Annotated in this window: 18 protein-coding genes; 7 read left to right on the top strand and 11 right to left on the bottom strand. The window is 71.7% G+C overall.

Translation table 11 applies throughout. The annotated features are described in order from the left end of the window. Positions 1-305 precede the first annotated feature (305 nt). Entirely contained in the window at positions 306-2,291 is a 1,986-nt protein-coding gene (locus tag ACFY0T_RS06230; protein WP_388865091.1) for an MFS transporter, read from the top strand. Continuing rightward, positions 2,288-3,343: an AMP-binding protein gene (locus ACFY0T_RS06225; RefSeq protein ID WP_388865089.1), complete on the top strand. Its 1,056-nt coding sequence runs from the start codon at positions 2,288-2,290 to the stop codon at positions 3,341-3,343. The genes ACFY0T_RS06230 and ACFY0T_RS06225 overlap by 4 nt, the downstream gene beginning before the upstream one ends. Before the next feature lie 58 nt (positions 3,344-3,401). On the opposite strand, the gene ACFY0T_RS06220 is transcribed toward ACFY0T_RS06225, so the two are convergent. From ACFY0T_RS06220 to ACFY0T_RS06195, 6 genes are all read right to left on the bottom strand, one after another. Beyond that, positions 3,402-4,979 (bottom strand): Na+/H+ antiporter, encoded by a 1,578-nt coding sequence (locus ACFY0T_RS06220; protein ID WP_388865087.1) that lies wholly within the window; start codon positions 4,977-4,979, stop codon positions 3,402-3,404. Beyond that, positions 4,976-6,205, bottom strand: a complete 1,230-nt coding sequence (locus tag ACFY0T_RS06215) for a low temperature requirement protein A (RefSeq protein WP_388865085.1) — start codon at positions 6,203-6,205, stop codon at positions 4,976-4,978. Before ACFY0T_RS06215 ends, ACFY0T_RS06220 begins: the two co-directional genes overlap by 4 nt. Position 6,206: 1 nt before the next feature. Further along, positions 6,207-7,160: an alpha/beta hydrolase gene (locus tag ACFY0T_RS06210; protein WP_388865083.1), complete on the bottom strand. Its 954-nt coding sequence runs from the start codon at positions 7,158-7,160 to the stop codon at positions 6,207-6,209. A 90-nt stretch (positions 7,161-7,250) separates the two neighbouring features. After that, positions 7,251-8,189, bottom strand: coding sequence for an NAD(P)/FAD-dependent oxidoreductase (locus ACFY0T_RS06205; protein WP_388865081.1), 939 nt, complete (start codon positions 8,187-8,189; stop codon positions 7,251-7,253). A gap of 103 nt (positions 8,190-8,292) precedes the next feature. Continuing rightward, positions 8,293-10,452, bottom strand: coding sequence for an AGE family epimerase/isomerase (locus ACFY0T_RS06200; RefSeq protein ID WP_388865079.1), 2,160 nt, complete (start codon positions 10,450-10,452; stop codon positions 8,293-8,295). A gap of 164 nt (positions 10,453-10,616) precedes the next feature. Further along, positions 10,617-11,303: an NAD(P)H-binding protein gene (locus ACFY0T_RS06195; protein ID WP_388865077.1), complete on the bottom strand. Its 687-nt coding sequence runs from the start codon at positions 11,301-11,303 to the stop codon at positions 10,617-10,619. Positions 11,304-11,644: 341 nt separating this feature from the next. On the opposite strand from ACFY0T_RS06195, the gene ACFY0T_RS06190 reads away from it, so the two are divergent. After that, complete coding sequence (locus ACFY0T_RS06190) at positions 11,645-12,808, top strand: IS701 family transposase (protein ID WP_388865076.1); 1,164 nt, start codon at positions 11,645-11,647, stop codon at positions 12,806-12,808. A gap of 139 nt (positions 12,809-12,947) precedes the next feature. Here ACFY0T_RS06190 and ACFY0T_RS06185 read toward each other — a convergent pair whose 3' ends face one another. Together ACFY0T_RS06185 and ACFY0T_RS06180 are read right to left on the bottom strand one after the other, a co-directional pair. Beyond that, on the bottom strand, positions 12,948-14,873 hold the full coding sequence (locus ACFY0T_RS06185) for a helix-turn-helix domain-containing protein (RefSeq protein WP_388865074.1): 1,926 nt from the start codon (positions 14,871-14,873) through the stop codon (positions 12,948-12,950). Between the two features lie 40 nt (positions 14,874-14,913). After that, positions 14,914-16,023 carry a transaldolase family protein gene (locus tag ACFY0T_RS06180; RefSeq protein WP_388865073.1) on the bottom strand — a complete coding sequence of 370 codons (1,110 nt, stop codon included), beginning with the start codon at positions 16,021-16,023 and terminating at the stop codon, positions 14,914-14,916. Between the two features lie 241 nt (positions 16,024-16,264). On the opposite strand from ACFY0T_RS06180, the gene ACFY0T_RS06175 reads away from it, so the two are divergent. From ACFY0T_RS06175 to ACFY0T_RS06160, 4 genes are all read left to right on the top strand, one after another. Then, positions 16,265-17,437 (top strand): 3-deoxy-7-phosphoheptulonate synthase, encoded by a 1,173-nt coding sequence (locus ACFY0T_RS06175; RefSeq protein ID WP_388865071.1) that lies wholly within the window; start codon positions 16,265-16,267, stop codon positions 17,435-17,437. Positions 17,438-17,459: 22 nt separating this feature from the next. Further along, positions 17,460-18,245 (top strand): 2,3-dihydro-2,3-dihydroxybenzoate dehydrogenase, encoded by a 786-nt coding sequence (locus ACFY0T_RS06170; protein WP_388865070.1) that lies wholly within the window; start codon positions 17,460-17,462, stop codon positions 18,243-18,245. 67 nt (positions 18,246-18,312) lie between these two features. After that, the gene (locus tag ACFY0T_RS06165) at positions 18,313-18,939 is read left to right on the top strand and encodes an isochorismatase family protein (protein WP_388865068.1); all 627 of its coding nucleotides are present in this window, start codon (positions 18,313-18,315) and stop codon (positions 18,937-18,939) included. Then, entirely contained in the window at positions 18,936-20,810 is a 1,875-nt protein-coding gene (locus ACFY0T_RS06160) for an anthranilate synthase family protein (RefSeq protein ID WP_388865066.1), read from the top strand. The genes ACFY0T_RS06165 and ACFY0T_RS06160 overlap by 4 nt, the downstream gene beginning before the upstream one ends. A gap of 315 nt (positions 20,811-21,125) precedes the next feature. Here the strand turns inward: ACFY0T_RS06160 and ACFY0T_RS06155 are convergent, their stop codons facing one another. The 3 genes from ACFY0T_RS06155 to ACFY0T_RS06145 are packed head-to-tail and all read right to left on the bottom strand — an operon-like array spanning position 21,126 to position 25,800. After that, a complete protein-coding gene (locus ACFY0T_RS06155) occupies positions 21,126-22,583 on the bottom strand; it encodes a lyase family protein (protein ID WP_388865065.1) in 1,458 nt (485 codons plus the stop codon). Further along, the gene (locus tag ACFY0T_RS06150; protein WP_388865063.1) at positions 22,580-24,565 is read right to left on the bottom strand and encodes an FAD/NAD(P)-binding protein; all 1,986 of its coding nucleotides are present in this window, start codon (positions 24,563-24,565) and stop codon (positions 22,580-22,582) included. Before ACFY0T_RS06150 ends, ACFY0T_RS06155 begins: the two co-directional genes overlap by 4 nt. Then, positions 24,562-25,800, bottom strand: coding sequence for an FAD-dependent monooxygenase (locus ACFY0T_RS06145; RefSeq protein ID WP_388865062.1), 1,239 nt, complete (start codon positions 25,798-25,800; stop codon positions 24,562-24,564). Before ACFY0T_RS06145 ends, ACFY0T_RS06150 begins: the two co-directional genes overlap by 4 nt. Positions 25,801-25,804: the final 4 nt, after the last annotated feature.

The raw sequence follows: 25,804 nt of genomic DNA, 5'->3' as shown, positions 1-25,804 counted from the left end.
GCGGTGCCGGGCCCGGCGGTCGCTCGGCGGGACCCGCGCGCCGTGAAGGGGGGATCGGCGTATGCGGTCCGGCCGGCTCGGGCGAAGAACTGGTTGTGCCTGAAATTCAAAGGCCCGCGAAAAAAGCAATCCCCCTCGTCAGGAGCCCGCGGAATGCACTCCCCCCTCGTCAGGCCTTTCCCCTGGTGCACCGTCGAGTACGAGTGAAACCGCGACGCCTCTCCCCTTGCGACAACATGCAATTACGTCGCCCACACTTCGGTAGGTCGGCGACGGGCCCGCCCGCCGCGGACGAGACTTCCGGCATGGTGAGCGCAGAGCGGGGCGGCGGACGCGGCCGGGTACGGCTCGCGGTGATCCTGGCCGGTGCTTTCATGGCCATTCTGGATGTGGCTGTCGTCAACGTCGCCATGCCCTCGATCCACAGCGATCTCCATACGAGCTTCGGCGCCGTCGAATTGGTGGTTTCCTCGTACACACTTCTTTACGCGAGTTTTCTGGTGACGGGTGGCCGGCTGGGTGATGTCGTCGGCCGCAAACGGATGTTCATCACCGGTCTCGCGGTATTCACGACGGCTTCCGCGCTCTGCGGCCTCGCTCCCGACATTCGCGTCCTGATCGCGGCGCGTGCCCTTCAGGGAGTGGGCGGCGCGCTCCTGTATCCGCAGGTCCTCGCGATCATCCAGGTGACCTTCGACGGGCCCGAACGCGCCCGTGCCCTGGGCGTGTTCGGCTGTGTCGTCGGGGTCGCCGCCATCGCGGGGCAGATCGTCGGCGGGCTGCTGCTGGCCTGGAACCTGTTCGGGCTCGAATGGCGGCCCGCGTTCCTGATCAACGTACCGATCGGGCTGGCCACCATCGTGGCGAGCCGGCTCCTGCTGCCCCCCGACGAGGCGCCGGAGGCCCGCCCCCATCTCGACTGGCGCGGCTCCGCGCTGTCGGTGCTGACGCTGGTGCTGTTCATCGTGCCGCTGCTGATGGGCCGCGACGCGGGCTGGCCGCTGTGGATGCTGCTGTCGCTCGCCGCCGCTCCCCTCGCCGCCGCCCTGTTCCTGCGACACGAGCGCGAGGTCGCCGAGCACGGACTCGACCCGCTGATCCGGCTCTCGCTGTTCCGCAACCGCGGCTTCGCCGGCGCGGTGCCGATCGCCGCGATGTTCAGCTTCTCGTACGTCGGCTTCATGCTGGTCCTGGCCATGTACCTGCAGGTCGGCCTGGGCTTCTCCGCGCTGCACGCCGCGCTGGTCTACACGCCCAACGCCCTTGGTTTCCTGATCACTTCACTGCTGGCCGCGCGCATCGCCCGGCTGCTGGGGCGGCATGTGCTGACGCTCGGCTATCTCGTCGCGGCCGTCGGGCTGTGCTCGGTCGCCGCCACCAGCGCCGCCCAGGGAGGCTCTCTCAGCGGCTGGGAACTGGCCCTGCCGATGTTCATCGCGGGCCTGGGCCAGGGCCTGGGGATGACCCCGCTCATCGGCACCATCATCGGCACGCTCGCACCGCGCGACGCGGGGGCCGGGGCCGGCGTGGTGACCACCACCCTCCAGGTGGGCAACGCGCTGGGGGTCGCGCTGATGAGCCTGATGTTCTTCACCGTGCTCGGCGACGGCACCTCGCACGCCGCCTACGCGAGCGCCTTCTCGCGGGTGCTGCCGGTGGCCGCGCTCGTGGCGCTGATCGCCGCGTTCATGGTCATCCGGCTGCCGCGCGCCACCGGCGCCTCGGGCAACGCCCTCCTCGAGCGGCTGCCCGGTCACGCCATGGGGTTCGCGTACTCCATGTATCTGATGACCGGCGGCCGTATCGGCGACCGGCTCTTCCACGAGATCCTCGGCCAGGTCACCGAGCGCCGGGAGCGGGAGATCCGCGAGGCGCCGCGGGCCGCCGGGGACTTCCTCGTCTACCACTTCGAGTCCGCGCACCACGACACCGCGTGGCTGACCTACCTCACCCGCGAGGCGCTCGCCCACGGCGACGGGCCGGTGCCCCACGAAGCGGAGCGGCGCGCTGTCATCCAGGCGCAGGTGGACGAGATCCGACTGCGCCAGACCGGCGGGGAGCTGCGCCCGGAGCTCGATCCCGAGCTGCTGCGGCTGCTCACCTTCGCCCTCACCAACTATCCGCGCCTGCTGCCGCAGATCACCCGGATGGCGACGGGCCTCGGCCCGGACGACCCCGGGTTCACCGCGCGCTGGGAAGTGTTCCTCCAGCAGCTGGGAGATCTGCTGCACGCGGGCCCGCCCACCACGTCCCTACCGCGCGCGAGCGCCTCTTCCGGAGGTCAGGAATGACGACCATCGATCCCTTCGACCCGCTCGATCCGTTCGACTCGTTCGATGCGATCAATCCGTTCGACGAGAACCTCGTCATCGATCTGCCCGTGTACGAGACCGTGCTCGGTGACGCCGCCGGGCGCGGTGCGAGCCCGGCGCTGATCGACGGCGTGTCCGGCCGCACCGTCGGCTACCAGGAGCTGGAGCTGGCCACGCGCCGGCTCGCGGCGGGTCTGGCCGACGCAGGCGTCGAACAGGGCGACGCCGTGGCGCTGTTCAGCACCAACACCCTGTGGTTCCCGGCGGTCCTGCACGCCTGCGCCCGGACCGGTGCGGTGGTCTGCGTGCTGGACAGCCTGGCCGACGAGGCGGAGCTGGCGGCTCAGCTGGCCGAGAGCGGGACGCGGTGGCTGTTCACCACGCCCGCGCTGCTGCCCATCGTGCGCAAGGCGCAGCGGAACCTCGGCGCGGGGGTGCGCCCGATCGAGGAGATCTTCACGCTGGAACCGGAGGAGGGCTATCGCTCCGTCCTCGACCTGGTCGCCTCGGACGCGCCGGAGCCGGTGGTGGACATCGAGCCGGTCACCGACATCGCCGTGGTGCACCACGCGGTGGGCTCCCGGCGCCGCGCGCAGCTCACCCACTCCGACATCGCGGCGGACCTCGCGGTGCTGGCCTCGGACAATCCGCTGGAGGCGGGTGAACGGGTGCTCGCCGGGGTGCCGTTCGCGCAACAGGACGGCCTCGCCTTCCTGACGCAGCACGCGCTGCGCAGCGGCGCCACCGTGGTCGTACTGCCGGAGCTGCTGCACGCGCCGGAGCTGCTCGACGCGATCCGCAGGCAGCGGGTGCGGACCGCGTTCGTCACCCAGACCGTGCTCTACAGCCTGGTCGCGTCGGCGCCCGACGACGTCGACGAACTGGACTGCCTGGAGCGCGTCATCTGCGTGGGACCCGAGCTGACGCCCGACACGGCGGAGACCTGCGCGGTCCTGCTGGGCGTGGACACCATCGAGTACCTCGGCCGGCAGACGTTCGCGGGGATCGCACCACCGCTGCCGGGAGCCTGAGCCCGTATACGAGGGTGCCCCCGCCGGACAGCCGGCGGGGGCACCCCCTTGTGGGGGCTCACAGATGCAGGTCGCGGCTGAGGGCCGCCTCCTCGAAGTCGAGCTGGTGGACGACCTGGCGGACCACCTCGTCGTCGAGGCGGCCCTGGTTGCGCATCGCGATGAAGGCCTCGCGCTCGGCCGTGAGCATCTCGCGGCGCAGCAGCTGGTAGGCGGCGGCCGGCGAGTGGGTGCCGGGCCGGCCGCTGTCGCGCAGCCGCTCCCAGGCGGCGACGCGCCGGTACTCGGCGACCTCCCGCAGCCGCAGCACCACATGTTGCGGGCAGTGCTGGTGCTCGCCCGCGACGAGTTCCTCCAGCCGGTGCTGCGCGAGACGCGCGGCTTCCTCCTGCGCCTTGGCCTCGGCGAGGTGGTCGTCGTGGTCCCCGCTGCGGCCCGCGAGCCCGAGCCGGCGTACGACCGTCGGGAAGCCGAGCCCCTGCACGAAGAGCGTGCTCAGGGTGACCGAGAAGGTGAGGAAGAGGACGAGTTCGCGGTGCGGCATGTCGTCGGGCAGCGCGAACGCCGCGGCCAGCGACACCACCCCGCGGATGCCTGCCCAGGACAGCGCGGCGGGCAGCTGCCACGGCGGGGAGGGGTCGCGAGCCCGCAGCCGGGGCGACAGCCAGCGCGGCAGATAGGTCGCCGGGAACACCCACAGGAAACGGCCGAGCATCACGGTCGCGGAGACGGCGGCCGCGTACCAGAGCAGGGACCACAGCGGGATGCCGTCCAATGCCCGTACGACGGGCCGCAGTTGGAGCCCTATCAGGGCGAAGACCAGGGACTCCAGCAGGAAGACGATCAGCTTCCAGGAGGCCTGCTCCTGGAGCCGTGCCGCGTGCGAGGCCCGGTTGGAGTGGTGGCCGAGGTAGAGCCCGGCGGCGAGGACCGCCAACACGCCGGATGCGTGCAGGTATTCGGCGAGCGCGTAGGTGACGAACGGCACCAGCAGGGAGACCGCGGTGTGCGCGACGGCGTCGCCGAGCCAGCACTGCAGCCGGCGCACCGGCCAGGCGATGAGCAGACCCAGGACCAGTCCGCTCGAGCAGACGAGCACGAAGTCGCGGACGCCGTCGAGGAGCGAGAAGCCGCCGCCCGCCACGATCGCCACCGTGATGCGGTACGCGGTGAGGCCGGTCGAGTCGTTGAAGAGCGACTCCGCCACCATGATCCGTACGAGCCTGCGCGGCAGCCCGAGTCGGCGCGCCACGGACACGGCGGCGACCACGTCCGTCGGTCCGAGGACCGCGCCGAGGACGAAGGCGACGGGCCAGGACATGCCGGGGACGACGGTGTGCGCCACCAGGGCCACGAGGGCCGCCGTGAACAGGACGAGTCCCACGGACAGCAGGGCGATGGGGCGCGCGTTGACGCGGAAGCTGAGGAACGAGCTCTCGCAGGCCTCCGAGTACACCATCGGCGGGATGAACAGGAACAGCACGAGGTGCGGGTCGAGGTGGTAGTCGGGCACGCCCGGCACGAAGGAGGCCAGCAGGCCCGCGAGGACCAGGCTGACCGGGGCGGAGACCTCCATGCGCCGTACGACGACGGCGAGCAGGGTCACGGGGACGACGAGCAGCAGGGCCTCGGTCACGTGGCATCGCCCGGTGGGGAGGAGTAAGAGGGGGCGCCGTCCCCTGCCGTCGGATGCAGGTGCCGGCCGAGGCCGGCCAGCCGGTGCGGTGTGGGGCGGCAGCCGCAGTGACAGCTGGGCGCGACCCCCACCAGGGCCGTCTCGGCGACGGCGGCCGCCACCACGGGCGCGGTCAGCAGGCCGAGCGCGAGGAGGCCGGGCCGGCCGTGCGCGGCGAACGGGACGAGCAGCGCGACGGCGGCGACCGAGAGGCGCAGGACGACGACGGTACGCGGCAGCCCCCAGCGCGGCCAGGCGAACACCGTGTGGAAGCCGACGGCTCCGGCGCACATCAGCCACAGCGCGGAGTCGTCGAGCGCGGCCCGCGGGTGCGCGACGGCCAGCCATACGCCGACGGCGATCGCGGAGACGGACCCGAGCAGGCAGTAGTGCCCGTACGCGAGGAGTTCCCGCACCACGCGGCTCTGGTTGTCCTCCGTCCGCAGCTGATGGGCGATGCGGCTGTTGCTGAAGTGGAAGTAGATCCACCACAGGCAGGCGACGAGCAGGAAGGCGGTGGCCAGGGCGAGGGCCTGCCGGGCGGAGAAGTCGTGCGGGACCTTCCCGCCGGCGTCCACGAACGGCACCCCGAGCGCCAGTATGACCACCAGGCCGAAGCGCTCGGGCAGATGCAGCACGTCGACGTGTATGTGGCTCAGGCGCCTGCGCAGCACGAAAGTGCTGGACAGCTCGGCGGCCATGAGCACCGCCCAGGCCACCCGCTGCTGCTCGTGCGGAAGTCCGGCGGTGAGCAGCAGCAGGGGCGCGGTGCAGAACGCCGACACGGAGAACGGGTTCAGACGCAGCCCGCCGAAGACGTCCACCGCCCACCACAGCAGCAGGGCGCGCAGCAGCAGGTAGGCGACGGCGAAGAAGACACCGTGGCCGTGCAGGGCGGTGGGCGCCGCGATGGTCATCATCGAGGTGATCAGGGTGATGGCGAAGAGCCGCAGCCGGTTCTTCACCTCGTGCAGATCCGTCAGGTTCGACAGGATCCCGGTGCCCACCCAGGACCACCAGAAGGGCGTGAACACGGCCCAGGCGTTGACCAGTCCGGTCCAGGAGATGTCGTCGGCGAGGGTGTGGGTGACCTTGTTGACCGCGAAGACGAGCACCAGGTCGTAGAAGTGCTCCGCCACGTTGATGCGCTTGGACTCGATGAGCGGTGCGACGCGGCTGGTCGCCATGTCAGCCTCCGGCGGTGGGCCTCACCCGGTCGAAGCTGTGGCGGAAGTGCGCGTCGACGGCCTCGATCGCGGAGCCGACCTGGGGCTCCTGGTCGTAGAAGTCGAACTGCGTGCCCTCCAGCCACAGCACCCGGGCCGCCGTCGGCAGCAGGGTCGCGAAGCGTCGTACGCCGTCGGGGAGCGCGGCCTGCTCGCTGTGCACCACGATCGTGGGGACGCTGATCCGGGTCGCCGAGGGGATCGGGCTGAAGGTGAGCCAGTCCCACCAGCCCATCACCGCGAAGCGGTTGGGCCACTCGGGCACGCCGCCGCGCGCGGGCGAGAGGTAGTAGTCGTACCGCCCGTACATGGCGGCCTCGGGGTCCGTCTCGCTGACCGCCTTCACATAGCGGACGGTTCCGGTGCGGGCGTACTCCTCTCGGGCGAGCGCCGCCTCGTCGAGCTTGCGGCGTACGGCGTCCTGGCCGCCGTAGACCTGGTGGACCAGTGAGGCGTCGTGCAGCCACGGCGCGACGAGGGCGAGCGAGCGCACCCGGGGGTCGTTGGCGGCGGCGACCGCCGCGTAGCCGCCGCCCGCGCAGACGCCGAGCAGGCCGACCGACTCGGGGTCGACCATCGGGTTCTCCAGGAGGTGGCTGACCGCGCTGCTCATGTCGCCGACCTTGCGGCCCACCAGCTCGGTGTCCCGGGGGTGGCCGGTGGACTCGCCGTGCCCGGTGAAGTCGAAGGCCAGGGCCAGGTAGCCGCGTTGTGCGAGCCGCCTGGCGTACAGTCCGGCCATCTGTTCCTTGACGGTGGTCCAGGATCCGGCGACCACCACCGCGGGGCGCGGCTCGGCGTCGTCCGCCTGCGCCAACTGGTAGAGCGTGCCCACCAGTTGTTCGCCCTCGCTCTCGAAGGTCACGCGCGCGCTGCGCACCATGAGCGTCTCCTCGCTGCGGCGGTCCAGTTGCATGACTGTCATCCTCACGAGCTGTAAAACTGCGAGTCAATTCTCGGGGTGGGTAACGGCCGTACTCCCTGGAGTCACGGCCCGTGGCCGCTGTCAGCCCGCCCTCAACTCGTCCGGGTACAGGAAGTAGTTGGCCGCCGAGGCCGCCTGGGAGCCCTCGTGGACGGCGGCGCTGACCTGGTGCGAATGGAGCGAGGAGACGTCACCGGCCGCGTAGACGCCGGCGACGGAGGTCTTCTGCTCGGTGTCGACCGCGATGTGCCCGGTCGGGGCGAGCTTCAGGCCGAGTTCGCGGGCCAGAGCGATCTCCGGGGTCGCGCCCTGGATGCTGAAGAGCGAGTCCGCCTTCAGGTGCCGGCCGCCGCGGGTGACGACGGTGTGCAGCATGCCGTCCTCGCCCTCCACGGAGCGGATCCGGTCGTGCAGGACCGGGATGCCCGCCGCCTCCAGCCGCCCCCGGTACAGCGGACTGATCTCGTCCGTACGGCTGTTGGTGAGCAGCTGGATGTCGTCGCTGAGGCTGTGCATCTGCAGCGCCTCGGCGGCCGTCGCGTCGGTGTGGCCCACCACCAGGACGCGTTTGCCGCGGTTCTCGTAGCCGTCGCAGGCGATGCACCAGAACATGGACCGGCCCACGTAGGACTCCCAGCCGTGGAAGTGCGGGAAGTGGTCGAGCACCCCGGTGGCGACGATCAGGGTGCGGCCGGTCCAGGAACCGGTCTGCGCGTGCACGGTGAAGCCGCGCTCGGCGTCGCCCTCGGCGCGGACGATCAGGTGGTGGACGACGCGCGCCTGCGGATACGCGGCCAGCTGCGCGCGGCCCAGTTCGCGCAGCTCGACGGTCGGGATGCCGCCCGGGAACCCGAGGTAGTTCCGGTTCACCTGGTGATGGGTCGAGCGTCCGTGTCCGGTGTCGAAGACCAGCACCCGGCGGTTGTAGCGGGCCAGGCACAGCGCGGCGGACAGCCCGGCGGGCCCGCCGCCGACGACCAGCGTGTCGGCGTCGCGCGGCAAGGGGGCTACGGGGGCCATGAAGAGCAACTCCTAGTCCATCCAAGGGGCTTGGGGCCGGCCTCCGCCCCGCCCGGGGCGGACGGGGCGGAGGCCGGAACTCACCGAGGTGCCGCGCAGACCCTCACTCGTCCTCGCAGCGCGCATGCGGGTCCGTGAGGAAGGCGTCCGTGGCCGCCAGGGCCCGGGTCACCTCCGGCGGGACCTCGCCGACGATGACGAAGTCGACGTCGAGGCCCGCCTTCGTGCGCTGGAACAGCAGCTCGTTGATGGGTTCGCGGGAGATCTCCGTGACCCGGCACATGTGGAACTCCACGCGCTCGGGACCGGCCTCCAGGGCTTCGTTGAGCGTGCGCCGCAGCTTCTCCAGGGAGTCCCGGCCGAGGACGCCCTCGCAGGAGACCCGGGCGGTCCTGCCGTCGAAGCTGCTGGAGATCCGCATCGGCATCTCGGTCGGCTCGATCTCGACGCGGACCTTCAACCTGGTGGTGGACTGCGGGAGTTGCACGGTGAGGTTCTTCGGGTCGAAGTCCTCGTACCGCTCCCCGTCGATCCACACCCGGGCGAGCCGGACGGCCTCCCTGGGCAGCAGGTCGGGCGCCACCCGCAGCGTACGGCCCGGGAAGGACTCGGGCAGCGGCCGGAAGTGCAGGGTGAGCACGTTGTCGCCGACCAGGAGGTTGCCGTAGGTCGCGGCCAGGTAGCACAGCTCCAGCGAGTGGTAACCGGCCATGGCGTGGCTGCCCTTGAGCCGCTCGGTGCCGAGCAGATACGGGATGCCGTTGGCCAGGACGTTGAAGTACACACCACCGTCCTCGTAGTCGAGGAAGAAGGCGTTGTAGAACGAGGCGGCCTCGCGGGCGAGGCGCCGGTGGTCGGGGTCGCCGGTCGTGCCCGCGAGGATGAGGTACGCGAGGATCGACTGCTCCTGCTGCCACCAGGCCTTGCGGTCGTGCCAGACGAGCCGGTGGTCGCCGAAGCGGGGATCGGCGCGTCGCTCGACCACGTCGTACCAGCCGCCGCGCTGCTGGTCGCTGCCGACCGCCGGCATGATCTCCGCGATCCGCTCCGCGAGCGCCACGTACTCCGGCTTGGCCACCAGGCTGTTGATGCGCATGAGGTTCCACGCGATCTTCAGGTTGTGGCCGACGACGGCGCGGTCCTGCTGCCAGCCCCAGGTGCGGTCGGGGCTCCAGTCCTCGTGGAAACGTTCCTGTACGAAGGGGCTGTTGGGCTCGTCCGGGAAGTGCCGGACGATCGTGTCGGCGGTCTCCTCCAGCATGTCGGCCAGGTCGGAGCGGCCGGTCGCCAGATAGGCGTTGATCAGGTACGCGGGCGCGTGGTCGCCCACCGAGTTCCAGTTCTTGCGCGCCCGGTTGCGCCCGAGGGAGTCCGCGCGCGGATCCATGGTGATCGGGTCCAGGTGCGAGAAGTAGCCGCCGCGGACGTAGTCCTTGAAGTAGCGGTGGAACAGCTCGACCGTGCGGTCGATGTCGGCGGCGATGCGCGGGTCGCCGGTGATCCGGTACGTCTGGGTCGGGCCCGCCAGTGCGTAGATCTGCTCGTACATGGGGATCGCGTCGAAGTCGTCGCCGAACTCCGAGGCGAACACCTTGCGCTGCCCGGCCTGGGTGATGTCGATCCCGTGGTACCAGTAGACGATCCCCTCGCGGTCGTCGGCCACCTGCATGTGCTCGCGCAGGTACTCCGTGCCCGACTCGGCCGCCTCCAGGAAGCGGTCCTCACCGGTCAGCAGGAAGGCCGTGGCGAGGCCGTAGACCAGCCGGGAGATCGTGTCGGTCTCCTGCCGTACGTCCTGTCCGGCGAACTCGGGCACATGGGTGCCGCTGAGCGTCAGATGCGTACGGAAGCGGCGCCAGTCGTAGACGTCGTCCGGGAACTGGCCGCGCAGATAGAAGTCGGCTATCTCACGGGCCTGTTGGACCCACCAGGCGGGATCCTCGAAGACGTAGGAACCGCGGTGCTCCTCGGGAAAGGTGATGTTGCGCGCCTCGATACGGGCGCCGCCGTCCCATTCGTAGAAGATTCCGTAGACAAAGACGTAACGGCCCTCGGCGAGCATGTCGAGCGTGGCCGCGCTGGTGTCACGGTGCCCTTCGGCGAGATTGCGCACGATCTGGGAGCCGAGGAGGCCGTCCAGGTGGATCGTGAACTCGCGCCCGTCGGTGGTCCGCAGACCGAAGCGCTGGTGAGCGGGCTCGTAGGTGGTGACATATCCGGCGATGCTGTCGCTGTACGTACGGCGTATCTCGGGTGCACTCATCGAAGGGTGCCTCCATCATCGGGGGGTGCCATGAGCAGCACGACGCTGCCTCCATGGGGGTGGAAAGGTGTGCCTTGGACAGGGGTCTCCCCGGCCACGGCCCGGCCGACGGCAGGGTCGACCGGCCGCGACGCGAGCGACGGCAGGGGTCTGCCGGTCGCGACTCAGCCCACGGGAATCCGGTCCCACTCCAGTGCGGCGAAGGAGGACTCCCAGTCGGTGACCGCGGGGCCGGACTCGTTGAACAGCTCGAAGGTCACGCCGATCGCCGAAGGGCAGTACATGGCCTGGATGCAGGCCTCCGCCGCGTCCTGCCGGGAGACCTGACCGGTCCCGCGGTCGCCCTGCACCAGGCGCACCCGGGAGCCGGCCCGCTGGTCGTCCACGAGCCAGCCGGGGCGCACCACGGTGTGCGAGAGTCCTGACTCGCGCACCTCGTCCTCGCCGGCCCGGCGCCAGTCCAGCACTCTGCCGTAGGCGTTGAGGGGGTGCCCGTAGTGCGTGGCGTGGATCTGGCTGACCAGCACGACGTGCGGACGCCGGCCCGCCGCGACGGCCGACCGCAGTGCGTTGCGCACGCCCAGGTACATGGTGGTCTCGGGCCGGTCGGGTCCGGTGTCGTCGGTGCCGGGCGAGACGCAGTAGACCATGGCGGAGCAGTGCGCCAACGGCTCGTCCAGCGAGCCCCGTTCACGTACGTCGGCCGCCGTGTAGCCCACTCCTTCGGGCAGGTCCGTCCGGGGCGTGCCGCGGCCGACCACGTGGACACGCTCGCCCAGGTCCAGCAGCCTGTTCACGACCAGACGCCCGAGTCGGCCCGAGCCTCCGATCACCACCACCGGGCTGTCCATCGGTTCCTCCCCGCTAGTCGAAGACTCTCCGTTCGAAAGGGAACCCCGTGGTGTCGAATCCTGTCAAATGCCTTGTCAATTAAGGTCGGACCTCGTCAACTCGGCCCCCGCACAACGCGCGTGAGAGGCGTCGGAGGGGTCCGCGGCGGCCCCGTGCGCGGTGGTCCGGACACCACTCGGCGGGCCCCCGCGGTGGGCCCGCCACCACCCGTCGCCCCGGCGGTTGCCCGGCCACCGTCGCCGGTCCCAACCGTGTGATCGGACCACCTGGGCGTGGCACTGAGTGCCGCGCACTGTGGAGCCAGCTCAACCGAGCGACTTCGAACCGAGGTGGGATTACGATGAGCGGCACCGAACTCTCGTCCACGTTGTTCGCCACCTTTCCGCGCAGCGATCAGCGCAGGAAGGGCGAGGAGTACATCCGTGGCCTCCTTGCGACCGAGGGGCGCAAGTCGATACGCAACATGGCGGCGCCGACCGGCGGTTCGGCCCGCGAGCAGAGCCTCCACCACTTCGTTTCCAGTTCAACCTGGCACTGGATGCCGGTCCGCAAGGCGCTCGCTCAGTACGTCGCGCGCACCGTGGCCCCGGAGGCGTATGTGATCCGCCGGATGGTCATCCCCAAGGCGGGCGACAACTCGGTGGGCGTGTACCGCCGTTACGTCCCCGAGCTCGGTCAGATCCGGGGCGTGCAGCAGGCCGTGGGCGTGTGGGCGGCCGCTCAGGAGACCAGCGTTCCGGTCAACTGGCGCCTCGACATCCCGCAGGACTGGCTGGACAACGGACTTCGCCGGCGGCAGGCCGCCATTCCGGACAGCGTGCGCGAGGAGTCCCCGGAGGAGTCGGCCGTCGAGGCCATGCTCGCCGTGCGGGACTGGGGGCTGCCCGCCCGCCCGGTGGTGATGGACGCGCGGGACATGGACGCCATGTCCGTGGTGCGCCGCTTCCGCTCCGCCGGTGTACGGCACCTGATCCGGGTCAGCGGCTCGCTGCGGCTGACCGCGGCCGACCCCGCGCAGATCGGCCGCACGACGCCGGAGGCGCTGCCCGCCCAGCAGATCATGGCCGCCGCGAAGCTGCTGCGCCGGCCCGCGGTGTGGCGCGACCACAGCCCCGAACACGCCATGCGCACCAGCCTGGTGGCCGCCGTACGGATCCGTGGCGCCTCCCGCGCCCCCGGTATGCGGGGCGGCGGAGACATGCTCCTCGTCGGCATCGGTGACAGCGGCAAGGCGTGGCCGAGCGAGCTGTGGCTGACCGACCTGGTGGACCTGAGCCCTGTCGCGCTGATGCGGCTGAGCAGGCTCGTCGGCCGGGTCGACCGCGACTTCACGGAGATCTCCGAGCGGGTGGGCATCCGCGACTACGCGGGCCGCTCCTTCAACGGCTGGCACCGGCACGCCACGCTCGCCTCGGCCGCCCATGCGGTCGCGGCGCTCGACGGGACGTACGGGACGTACGACGAGGAGCTGCGGACCGGCGGGGACGTACGGCAGGCCTCCTGAGCGGGGCCCGCCCGGCCCCGCCAGGGGGCCCGGTCACGACTCCCTCCCCGCCACGGGGTCAGTCACCACTCATGAGGTTCAGCCCCGGCTCCCGCCCCGTGAGGTTCAGCCCCCGGCTCCCGCCCCGGCGCGGGCCCCGTCACTCCTCCCGATCCGCCACCAGGTCCCGTGGCGGCTCCCGGCCCACCAGGTGGCTCCGGATCCTGAACAGCCGTAGCGCCAGCTGCACTTCGAGCGCGCGCCCGGGCTGCTGCCAATCGGGGCCGACCAGCTCACTGATCCGTTCGAGCCTCCGGGCGACCGTGTTGGGATGGACGTGCAGCCGTCGCGCGGCGTACGTGGGGCTGGCCCCCGCCTCGAAGAACGCCTCCAGCGTGTGGGTCAGCTCGGACAGCCGCTGCTCGTCGTAGGCGAGGAGCGGTCCGAGGACGGACTCGATATAGCCCTCCGCGTCATGGTGTTCGGACAACAACAGCCCGAGGAAGCCGAGTTCGCCCGCGGAGCCCGCCCGGCCCACCGCGCCGAGCGCCGTCATCGCCTCCAGGCAGCGCACCGCCTCCTGGTAGCTGTGCCGCACTCCGGCCGGGTCCGCGACGGGCCCCGAGGCGGCCACCGTCACCGGATGACCGAGCAGCGGCGCGAGTTCGCCGGACAGCGCCCGGGCCGCCGCGCCGGGGTCGGTGCCCGGCAGCAGGAACACCGCCGTGCCGTGCCGCATGGTCTTCAGGCCGCTCTTGCGGTATGCGTACGAGGCCGCCCACACCGAGGCCCTGGCCGGTGTCTCCTCCTCCGGCCGGGCGACGACGACCACATGCGGGCCGTCCAGTTCGACACCGAGCCGGCGGGCCCGGGTGCGTATCTTCTTCGGCGACAGGCCGGGGTGGGTGAGCAGCTCGTCGAGGAGATCGTCGCGCACCTGGCCCTCGGCGATCGCGGCCCTGCTGTTCTCCAGGAGCAGCAGCACCGCCATGGCCTGGGTCGCGAAACCGAGCAGCTGGACACCGTCGTCGGTGAGCGGCCGGTTGGGGTGCACCAGGACGGTGCCGAGGTCGACGGTGCCGGTGCAGATCGGCGCGGCCCACATGTCGTCCTCGTCCAGCGGTACGGGGTGACAGGCGCCGTGTGCGTCCAGGGCGCCCGCCGCGGCGTGCTCCCACTCGACCTCCGGCACCTCGCCCGCGGTGGCGAGCACCACGCCGTCGGAGCCGCAGATCCGTACGGCGCCGTCGAGGAGCTTGCTGGTCTCCTCCGCCACCTCGTTCAAGTCGCCGCCGCCGAGCACCAGTTGGAGCAGTTTCGCGTGCGCGTCGCCGGACTCGCTGAGGGCCGCGGCCCGGTCGAGGAGCCGGGCCCGCTCCACGGTGGCGCCGGCGAGCTCGCCGTACGCGCTCATCAGCGCCACCTCGTCCGCGGTGAAGTGCCGCACGCTCCGCGCGGCGATGTGCAGCACGCCGAAGGGCCGGGTCTGCCGGTTCAGCGGCACCGCCATCACGGTGTGCAGCCCCTCGGCCCTGATCACCTCGTCGACTTCGGCGCTGCGCTCGATCCGCTCGTCGGTGAGGTAGTCGGCGGTCCAGAACGGCACCGGGTCCGTCATCGCCATGCTTCCGGGCCCCTGGCACACCGGCAGGGTCAGCCCCGCGTCGAGCGTCGCGATCCGTCCGTCGGAGGCGCAGACGCGGACTCTCACCGCGTCCTGGTGGTCGGGGTGGTCCTGGCCGTCCTCGTCGGGGAAGCAGACGTACGCCATGTCGAGCCCCAGCAGCAGCCGGGCCCGCCGGGCGATCGCCTGGACCAGTGCGGGCTCCGGCTGGTGCACGGCGCCCAGGTCCCGGGCGGCCTCAAGGAGCGTGGACAGTCCACTCTCCCTCTGCCGGTGGCGCTCCCAGCGTGAGGAAATGCTCAGGCCGAGCCGGGCGGCGCGCTCCAGCTCCGCGAGTTCGGCGGCGTCCGCGCCGCGGTGCCTGGCCTCGTCCACGAGGGAGGTGAGACGGTCGGCGGGGGCTCCCGCCGCCAGCAGTTCGAGTACGGCGGAACTGGCGTCCCGCGTCGGCTCCTGGGACACACTGCCTCCCACTCCCCCGCGCGTGTGTTCTCGTGCGTCGCTATCGGCCGGCGCGCAGCCGCAGTTGGGTGCCCACCGTCCCTCGGAGCGCCTCCCACGAGCGGACCGACCGTTTCTCGCCATGTGCTGCGAGCCTCCCGGCGACCGCCTCGAAGCGTAGGCCGGTGCGTTCGAATTCGTCCAACACCCGCCGGGCGTCCCGCTGTCGGCCGCTCAGGCTGTCCCCGCGCGGCGTTTCCCAGCGGTCGGCGGCGAGCAGGGCGCGCAGCGGCAGGGCGAGCGCCGTGTGCCAGCCCACCAGCCGGGCCGCGTATCCGGCCTGGTCAGCGGTGTGCGGTCCGTCCACCGTCCACAGCAGGCGCTGCGGTCGGGCGCCCGCTGCGGCAAGCCGCCGCCAGCGGGTGCTGCCCAGCTGCTCGTCGTACTCCTGGTACATCAGGCGGGCGAGTGCGAGGGCCGTCTCGCCGCGCAGGCCGCGGGCTGCGGAGGTACCCAACTCGGCCAGTCGGGCGTCGCATTCGGTGTCGATGCGGTGCACCGGCGCCGAGGCCAGCGAGGCGATGGCGTGCAGCGACCGCCCGGCGCCTCGGGCGATCTCGAGGCCGCCGCAGTACGCTTCGACGACCTCGCGGTAGCGCCCGGCCGTGTAGACCTCGGTGGCGTGCACGCCGATGCCCCGGCCGACGCAGTCCCTGATGGCCGTGAGTCCTTCGGGGGTGGCCGGGATCTTCACCAGCGCGTTCGGCCGGGCGACGGCCACGACCAGAGAGGCCGCCTCGGCGACGGTGGCGTCGACGTCGTGGGCGAGCCGCGGATCCAGGTCCATGGAGACATGGCCCTCGTGCCGCCCCGAGGCCTCATACGTGCGGCCGAGGTCGTCGCAGGCCCGGCGGACGTCCTGGACCTGCAGCGCCCGTAGCGCCTCGCCGACGCCCACACCGTCCCTGGCCAGTCGGTCCAGCTGCGGGTGATAGGCGGTGTCGACGGAGAGGGCGGCGGCCAGCAGGGCGGGCTGGGCGGCCGCGCCGCGCACGCCGTCCTGCGCCGTCAGCGCGGCAAGGCGCCGCGACTGGAGAAATCCCCGGTGAAATCCATTCAGCCATGGGGAAACGCCCTCGGAAATGAGACGACGCAGTGTTCCGCCCCGCATAACCCCTCCCGGCGCCGCGAATTGAGGACGACGGATCAGCATGCGCGGTCGTGGCGGACTGTGCGGAATCCCGCTTCGGACAATGTCAACTCGCCGCCTGACGGGCGTGACTGAAACCTCTGGGCGACCTGATGGACCCGCGCCCCACCTGACGTACTCGCCGATGCGTCGTGGGCCGAATCCCGTCGTCCTCGCACCCTTTGTCGCAATGGCGCTCGCAGAAACACTCTTGGAGATAACCGTGGACATTGATCTGCCCAGTGTCCGATCCCGGACTGCCCTGCAGCAGCCGGATTGGGGCAGGACAGAATTGATCCGTTCGGTCAGAGGGGAGTTGACGAACAGTCAGGCACTCGTCGGCCTCGACGACGTGTTCGCCCTGCGCGATCTGCTCGCGCGGGTGGCCGTCGGTGAGGCCCATGTGGTCCAGGCCGGGGACTGTGCCGAGGACCCCACCGAATGCACCGCGGGCTATGTCGCCCGCAAGGCCGGTCTGCTGGATGTGCTCGCCGGCACCCTGAAGATGATCACCCATACGCCCGTGGTCCGGGTCGGCCGCATGGCCGGCCAGTTCGCCAAGCCGCGTTCCCGGCCCACCGAAGTGATCGGAGGCACCGAACTCCCCGTCTACCGGGGGCACATGGTCAACAGCCCGGAGCCCGACCCGGAGCTGCGCCGGCCCGACCCGCGTCGGCTGCTGGACGGCTATGCGGCGGCCCAGGAGGCCGTACGGCACCTCGGGTGGCTGGGTGACGGCCGCCCGTCCGTGATCTGCCCGCCGGTGTTCACCAGCCACGAGGCCCTGCTGCTCGACTACGAACTCCCCCTGGTCCGCCGGGACGAGGAGGGCAGACTGCTGCTGACCTCGACCCACTGGCCGTGGATCGGCGAGCGCACCCGGCAGCCGGACGGCGCCCATGTCGCCCTGCTGTCCCAGGTCGTCAACCCGGTGGCCTGCAAGGTCGGGCCCCAGACGTCCGTACGCGATCTGCTGACGCTGTGCGAACGGCTGGACCCGGAGCGGGAGCCCGGGCGGCTGACGCTGATCGCGCGGATGGGGGCCGACGTGGTTTCCGATCGGCTGCCGTCGCTGGTCTGGGCGGTGCGCGCGGCCGGTCACCCGGTCATCTGGCTCACCGATCCCATGCACGGCAACACGGTGACGGCGCCCGACGGCCTCAAGACCCGCTTCGTGGAGACGATCGTGCGCGAGGTCGAGGGCTTCCAGTGCGCGGTGCGGACCTCTGGCGGGATCGCCGGCGGGCTGCATCTGGAGACGACTCCGGACCACGTCACGGAGTGCGTCACGGGCGTGGCCGACCTCGGTCACGTGGGCGACAAGTACACGAGCTTCTGCGACCCGCGGCTCAACCCGGTCCAGGCCGCCTCGGTGGTCTCGGCCTGGCGCGGATGACCGGACCAGGGAGGTCCCGCACATGAACGATCAGGAGTTTCAGAACAGGGTCGCCCTCGTGACGGGCGCCGCGGGCGGCATCGGTGCCGCCGTGAGCCGCGCGCTCGCCGAACAGGGCGCGGTGGTCGCGGCCGTCGACCGGAACGCCGACGCGCTGCGCGAGTCCGTGGAGAAGCTCACCGCGGACGGGCTGCGCGCCGAGGCGTTCGCCACCGACGTCAACGGGAGCGCGGCGGTGGAGGCGACGGTCGACGCCGTCGAAGGGCGGCTCGGCCCGGTGGAGTACCTGGTCAACGCGGCCGGCGTGCTGCGTCTCGGCGAGGTCCGCAGCTTCACCGACGAGGACTGGCAGACCACGTTCGCGGTCAATGTGAACGGCGTCTTCCACGTCAGCCGCGCGGTCGTCGACCGTATGGCGGCGCGCGGGCGCGGGGCGATCGTCACGGTCTCCTCGAACGCCGCGGCCACCCCGCGCACCGAGATGGCCGCGTACGCCGCGTCCAAGGCGGCGGCCACCATGTTCACCCGGAGCCTGGGCCTCGAGGTGGCCCGGCACGGCATCCGCTGCAACGTCGTGGCGCCCGGCTCCACCGACACGCCGATGCTCAGCTCGATGTGGCACGACGAGTCGGGGCCGCGCGGCACCGTCGAGGGCCGCGCGGACGCCTTCCGCGTGGGCATCCCGCTGGGCCGGATCGCCCAGCCCTCGCACATCGCCGACGCCGTGGTCTTCCTGCTCTCGGACCGCGCCGCGCACATCACCCTGCACATGCTCACCGTCGACGGCGGCGCGTCGCTGGGCGCCTGAGCGCGCGTACGGGCACCTGACGTCACGTGCCGACGGCCCGAACCCACGTATATCCGAAGGGACTTCCATGGCAGGCATACCGACCATCGAGCCGTACGCGATGCCCGCGCCGGGCGACCTGCCGCCCAACACGGCGGCCTGGGTGGCGGATCCGGAGCGTGCGGTGCTGCTCGTCCACGACATGCAGCGCTACTTCCTCAAACCCCTGCCCGACCAGGGACCAGGAGACGAACTCGTCGGCAACGCCACGCTGTTACGGGACCGCGCCGCCGAACTCGGCGTGCCGGTCGCGTACACCGCCCAGCCCGGCGGCATGACGGCCGGGCAGCGCGGACTGCTCGCCGACTTCTGGGGCCCGGGCATGCGGGTGGACCCCGTCGACCGCGAGGTCGTCGAGCCGCTCGCGCCGCGGGAGGGCGACTGGCTGCTCACCAAATGGCGCTACAGCGCCTTCTTCCGCACCGACCTGCTGGAGCGCATGCGCGCCGCGGGCCGCGACCAGCTGATCATCTGCGGTGTGTACGCACACGTCGGCGTGCTGATCACCGCGACCGAGGCGTTCTCGCACGACATCCAGCCCTTCGTCGTCGCCGACGCGGTCGCCGACTTCTCGGCGAAGGACCATCGCACCGCACTCCACTACGCGGCCCAGCGCTGTGCCGTCGTCATCCCCGCCAAGGAGGTCTTCGCATGACCGGCGCTCCGCGCGACCTGCTCGACCAGGTGCTGTCCGGGCAGACGCCCGCGTACGCCCTGCTGCACCGGCCCGCGGCCACCGGCCGCTCCCAACTGGAGGTCCTCGTCGGCGAGGTGAGCGAACCGGCGACCCTGGCCGGCATCCCGCTCGCCACCACGCCCGCGCCCGGTCACGAGGTGCTGGCCCTGGTCCCGTACCGGCAGATCGAGGAGCGCGGCTACGACGTCGCCGACGACGGGACGCCGCTGCTCGCCCTGACCGTCACCGGGCAGGAGACCCTGCCGGTGGCGGACGTGCTGGCACGCGTCCCCGATGTGCCGATCCGGCTGGCCGGCGGCCACTTCGACATCGACGACGCCACGTACGCGGACACCGTCCGGCGGATCATCAAGGAGGAGATCGGCGAGGGCGAGGGCGCGAACTTCGTCATCAAGCGGTCGTTCACGGCCGACATCACCGGCTACTCCCCGGCGAGCGCGCTGACGCTCTTCCGCCGGCTGATGGAGCAGGAGTCCGGCGCGTACTGGACCTTCCTCGTCCACACCGGCACCCGCACCCTGGTGGGGGCGAGCCCCGAGCGGCACATCAGCATGCACGGCGGTACGGCGGTCATGAACCCCATCAGCGGCACCTACCGCTATCCCGCGGCCGGCCCGACCCTCCCCGACGTCATGGACTTCCTCGCCGACCGCAAGGAGGCCGACGAGCTGTACATGGTCGTCGACGAGGAACTCAAGATGATGGCCCGGATCTGCGAGACGGGCGGCCGGGTGGTCGGCCCGTATCTCCGCGAGATGGCCCGGCTCGCGCACACCGAGTACTTCATCGAGGGCGAGACGGACCGCGATCCGCGCGAGATCCTGCACGAGACGCTGTTCGCGCCGACGGTCACGGGCTCTCCGCTGGAGAGCGCGGCCCGCGTCATCCGCCGCCATGAGCCGCACGGCCGCGGCTACTACAGCGGAGTCCTGGCCCTGATCGGCCACGACGCGCAGGGCGGGCGCACTCTGGACTCCTCGATCCTGATCCGTACGGCGGACATCTCGTCCGAGGGCCGCCTGAGCATCGGCGTGGGCGCCACGCTCGTACGCCACTCCGACCCGGACTCCGAGGTCGCCGAGACCCGTGCCAAAGCGGCCGGCCTGCTCGCGGCGCTCGGCACGGAGGAGCCGACGCGGTTCGCCGAACACCCCAGTGTGCGGGGGGCGTTGGCCGCGCGGAACACGACGATCGCCGGGTTCTGGCTGGCCGAGGGCGAGCGGCAGGCGCCGGTCGCGGACCGGCGCCGGGTCCTCGTGGTGGACGCCGAGGACACCTTCACCGCCATGATCGCCCACCAACTCCGCTCCATGGGGCTGCTGGTGACGGTCCGTCGCTTCGACGAGCCTTACTCCTTCGACGACTACGACCTGGTCGTCATGGGCCCCGGCCCCGGCGACCCGCGTGACCTGACCCACCCCAAGATCGCCCATCTGCGCTCGGCCGTGCGCACGCTGCTGGACGCGCGCAAGCCGTTCCTCGCGGTCTGCCTGAGCCACCAGGTGCTCAGCCTGGAGCTGGGGCTCGACCTGAGCCGCCGTACCGTGCCGAACCAGGGCGTGCAGCGCGAGATCGATCTCTTCGGGCGGCGCGAGCGGGTCGGCTTCTACAACACGTTCGCCGCGCGCAGCACCGGGGACCGGCTCGACGTGCCCGGCGTGGGCGTGGTCGAGGTCTGCCGCGATCCGGGCAACCGTGAGGTGCACGCCCTGCGCGGGCCCGGCTTCGCCTCCCTGCAGTTCCACCCGGAGTCGGTCCTCACCCAGAACGGCCCGTCCGTCATCGCCTCCCTCCTCGACACCATCCACGCCCCCCTCCAGACCACCTGACCCCGTCCCCACAGGCCCCGGCCCCTTCCCCCAGGGGGCCGGGGCCCTTCCCTTGTCCCTCGCGGCCGGGATTCTTTCGCCCCCTCCGCCCCTACCCGTCCCGTACCTGGGGGCTGCCGCCCCCAGACCCCCGCTATCGCGCTAACGCGCTCGTCCTCAAACGCCGGACGGGCTGAAAGATTCAGCCCCTCCGGCGTTTGAGGAGCGGGGTCTGGGGCGGAGCCCCAGGTACGGGACGGGTAGGGGCGGAGGGGGCGAAAAAAGGCCCTCCCCCGGCATCCGGGGGAGGGCGGATCTCTCGCGGTGGGTGTGCGGCTACGCGGCCCGGCGCTCGTCCGCCGGGACGGCCGGCAGGCCCAGAGCCCGGTCGACCAGCGCCCCCGCACCCCCCGTGTACCCGGCCGGATCGCACAGGCCGGCCAGTTCGGCGGCGCTGAGCAGCCGCCCCACGGCGGCATCGTCGGCGAGCACCTCGGGCAGCGCCCGCCCCGTCTCACGGGCAACCGTGACCGCGTCGCTCAGCAGCTGCTTCGACCGGGCCTTGCCCAGCCGGGGCGCGAGGACGGCCGCGATGCGCTCGGAGACCAGCTGGGCCCCGCTGTGCGCGAGGTTCTCGCGCATGCGCCGCGGGCTGACCTCCAGCCCCTCGGCGAGCTCCACCGCCGTATGGGCCGCACCCCCCACCAGCCGCAGGCACTCCCGCAGCAGCTGCCACTCGGCGTGCCAGGCACCCGCCGACCGCTCGTCTTCGGACAGCAGACACTGCGTCAGCCCGGCCGCCATGACCGGAACCTGGAGCGCGGCGGCACGCATCAGCGTGGCGAGCACGGGATTGCGTTTGTGCGGCATCGCGGACGAACTGCCGCGCCCGGCCACCGACGGCTCGGTGACCTCGCCGACCTCCGTGCGGGTCAGCGACTGCACGTCCACGGCGATCTTCCCCAGCGCACCCGCCGCGAAGGCCAGCACCGCCGCGACATCCGCGATCGGGGTACGCAGCGCGTGCCAGGGAAGTACGGAAGGCGCAAGGCCGGTCTCGGCGGCGAACGCCTCGACGAGCCGCCCGAGATAGTCACCCGCCTCCTCCCCGACCTCGCCGTCGCCGTCGATCGCCGCGTACTCCAGATACCCCGCCAGCGTCCCCGCCGCGCCCCCCAGCGACACCGGCAACCCCCCGTCAAGGACCCGCTCGATCCGCCGCGAGGCGTCGAGCACCAGCTCGCGCCACCCGGCGGCCTTGAGCCCGAAGGTCGTCGGCACGGCCTGCAGGGCCAGTGTGCGGCCCGCCATGAGGGTGTCGCGGTGCTCCAGGGCCAGGGCGCCCAGCGCGCCGGCGATGCGTACGAGGTCGGCGCGGAGCAGCCGCAGCGCCCGGGCCGTGACCAGCATCGCCCCGGTGTCCAGGACGTCCTGGCTGGTGGAGCCCCGGTGCACGTACTCCGCGGCGCCCTCGTCCTGGGCCGCCACGGCCCGGGTGAGCGCCTGCACCAGCCCGACGACGGGGTTGGCGGTCTCGCGGGAGGCGAGGGCGAGGGCGCGCAGGTCGAAGCGGTCCGCGCGCGCCGCCCGGGTGATGGCGTCCGCCGCGGGCCTCGGTACCGTCCCGAGCCGTGCCTGAGCACGGGCCAAGGCGGCCTCCGCGTCGAGCATGGCCTGGAGCCATGCCCGGTCGCAGACGGCCGCCTCGACGGGGGTACCGGCACGCACGGGGGACAGCAGACCCGAGTCGGTCAGGACGTCCGGGTCCAGGTGTGCGTCCAGTGAGTGGGTCACACGATCACTCCTGTCAGATCGGTGTCGGTGTCGTCGGTCACCGGCCTTACTCCGGCGGGTACTTGGGCGGCCGGGGGCAGTCCGAGCACGGCGCGGGCGATCGCGTCGGAGTCGCCCAGGGTCACCGAGTCGACGCCGGGCCTGATGCCGGCCGCGGTCACCCAGTGCACGGACTCGGTGGGCACGCCGTAGGCGAACCGGCGCGGGTGCGCCCGGCCGCGGGCGTCGAGGAGCCGGTTGGGCCGCTCGGTGACGGCGAGCCCGCCGGTCTCGTAGCTCGTGCCGCAGGTACCGCCGATCCGGAACGGGCCCGCCTGCTCGGTGTTGATCAGGTGGCTCAGCAGCGGGTCGTCGGTGCGCCGGATGTCGGGCTCGGGCAGCCGGGCCTCGATCAGCGCGGTGGCGCGGATCGGCGTACCGGGTACGGCAGATGAGTCGGCGACGAAGACCTGGTTGAGGGTGTCCAGGCGGACCTGGGTGCCCGGCCCGGTGATCTCCAGGACGCCGGCTTCGATCAGCGCGATCATCTGGTCGATACGGGCGGCCGGCGGACCGATGGAGAGGAAGGCGTTGAGGGGCGTGTACCAGCCCTCCAGGTCGTCGCGGTGCGAGTTGCCCTCCAGACCCCCGTGGTCGACGGCGAGCCGGATCTCGTTGCGCAGGTCGCGCAGGACGTCGAGGGCCGCCTTGAGCGGTCCGCTGACGTTGCCCGAGCGGGCCTCGACCACGTCCTGGCGGAGATAGTCGAGCAGCCACTCCTGGAAGTCGTCGCGGCCGGCGAACTTCCGGTCGCCGTACGGCCGGGAGAGCTTCTCCCAGTCCCAGCGCTCACCGCTCTCGATGCCGTACGAGTCGAGCAGCGCGTCGGGGCTCTCGCCCTCCTCCAGGGCGAGGTAGGCGTTCACCAGTGCCTCGCGGTCGTCGTCGCGGCCCTTCGCGGACAGCAGCGTTCCGTAGTAGACGCTCTCCACCTCGCGGGAGATGTACGGCCACAGATCGGCGGTGAAGTTGACGCGTTCGCCGTCCTCGGAGCGCGCCCGCAGGTCCTCGATGTACTGGCCGGTGAGCAGCTTCGGGTAGTAACGCCCGTACGCGCCCTTCTCGTTCTCACCGCGCGCGTGGTACGGGACGCCGCGCCGCGAGAAGGCGTACAGCTTGGGCTCGCGGCCCGAGGGCTGGTAGACGAGCTTGCCGTCCTCCTCGACGAAGCTGCCGCCGCGGCCGAGGGTGAAGAGGGCCATGTGGTCGAAGAAGTTGAGACCGAGCCCGCGGATCAGGACGTTCTGGCCGGGCGCGATCGAGCTGAGGTCGGCGTCGGCCGGGTTGCAGGGCGTGATGTACGTCAGGTAGTGGATCCGGGCCAGGCTCGCGGTGCGGGCCTCGCGCGGGGTGAGGCGCGCCGGGAGATGCCCCTGCGCCAGGATGATCGCGTCCAGCTGGTTGAGCCGGGTGCCGTCCTCCAGGCGCAGGCCCTGCGGACCGCCGGGGACGCCGTGCGTGTCGGCCATGGCCACCGCGCGGGAGGAGTGCACGGTCACGGTGACGTGCTTCGGGGCGCGTGCGACGACCCGTTTGAACGCGTCGTGCAGATAGCGGCCGTAGAAGGCCCGGGAGGGGTAGGAGTCGGGGCCGAGGCGCTCGGCCTCGTCGAGGGTCTCGTTGTCGTAGCCGCCGAACTGGCCGAGCAGGGACAGGCCCTGGGCCCATTCGTACAGGCTCGGACCCGGCTCGATGGGGCCCTCGATCTGCGAGCTGTCGTCGGTGTAGACGGTGATCTGCGAGGCCACCGTGTTGGTGAGCAGATGCCGGGACTGCTGGGCCCGCCAGACCGCTCCGGCACCGGCCGGGGACGGGTCCACGACGTGCACGGTGACGTCCGTGTGCGTGGGCCGCTTGCGCTCGTTCGCGCACAGGCGCTCCAGTACGGACAGTCCGCGCGGTCCGGCGCCCACGATGGCGACCTGGAGACGGCTGCTGCTCATTCCTGAACTCCATTCAGATTGAGGTGGGTTGAGAGGTAGGCCGGTGCCGGCGTGGTCGCGCCGAAGTCCCGGGCACCGTGCATCCAGGCCACCTGGTCGTGCAGCTGGCCGGGGGTGAGCTGGGACAGGAGTGCGTTCCTGGCGAGCGCGACACCGCCCGCGGGGTGCCACAGCCGGGTGCTCTCGCGCGCGGCGAGCTGGATCGCGGCGGTGCGTTCGCGGCGGTCGGCGGTGTACTTCTCGAAGCGCTGGGACACGTCGTCCGCGCTGCCGTCCGCCAGCAGGTCACCCAGGTGGACGGCGTCCTCGAGGGCCTGGCAGGCGCCCTGTGCCGCGTAGTGCAGCATCGGGTGGGCGGCGTCGCCGAGCAGCGTGACGCGTCCGTCGGTCCAGTGGTCGACCGGGTCGCGGTCCACGAGCATCCAGGACCGCCAGCCCTCGCCCAGCTCGACGAGGCGCTGTGCGTCCGTCCCGAGGGCGCCGAACTGCCGCCGTACGTGGGCCTTTTCGGCGGGCACGCCGGCGAACGCCTCGGTGCCGCCGTCGTCCTTGCTGCCCGCGAGGTTGAGGTACTTGCCGCCGGCGATCGGGTAGTGCACGAAGTGGCAGCCGGGGCCCGTCCACCACACCACGGAGGTGTTGCGGCGGAGCTCCTCGGGCACCCGCTCCATGGGGATGACCGCGCGGTACACGGTGATCCCGGAGACGCGCGGCTCGCCGTCGCCGACCAGTTGCGCACGGACCGCGGAGTTGATGCCGTCGGCGCCGATCAGCGCGTCGCCGGTGACCCGTTCACCGCTCTCCAGTACGGCGGAGGCGCTACTGGGGCCTTGTTCGTAGCCGGTGACGGCGCTGCCGCCGCGCAGCTCGATGGTGTCCCAGGCCTTGCAGGCGCCGAGCAGCAGGGCGTGCAGCTCGGCGCGGTGCACGACGACATAGGGGTTTCCGAACCTGTCCTGGTACTCCTCGGTGAGCGGCATGCTGGTCACGTGCTCGCCGCTCACGCCGTCCATGAACCGCAGCTCGTCCATGCGGACGGCCAGGGCGCGTGCCGCGCCGCCGACGCCGAGCCGGTCGAGGGCGTGGATTCCATTGGGCGCCAGCTGGATGCCGGCGCCGATCTCGGCGAACTCCGGGGCCCGTTCCAGGACGACGGCCCGATGGCCGCGCATCGCGAGGGCGAGCGCCGTGGCGAGCCCGCCGATGCCTCCGCCGGTGATGACTGTCTCGATCATGTCG

The sequence above is a fragment of the Streptomyces sp. NPDC001530 genome, from assembly GCF_042894545.1.
Lineage (GTDB): Bacteria > Actinomycetota > Actinomycetes > Streptomycetales > Streptomycetaceae > Streptomyces.
Note: the sequence above shows the minus strand (reverse complement) of the source record. Positions and strands in the feature narration are given on the sequence as shown.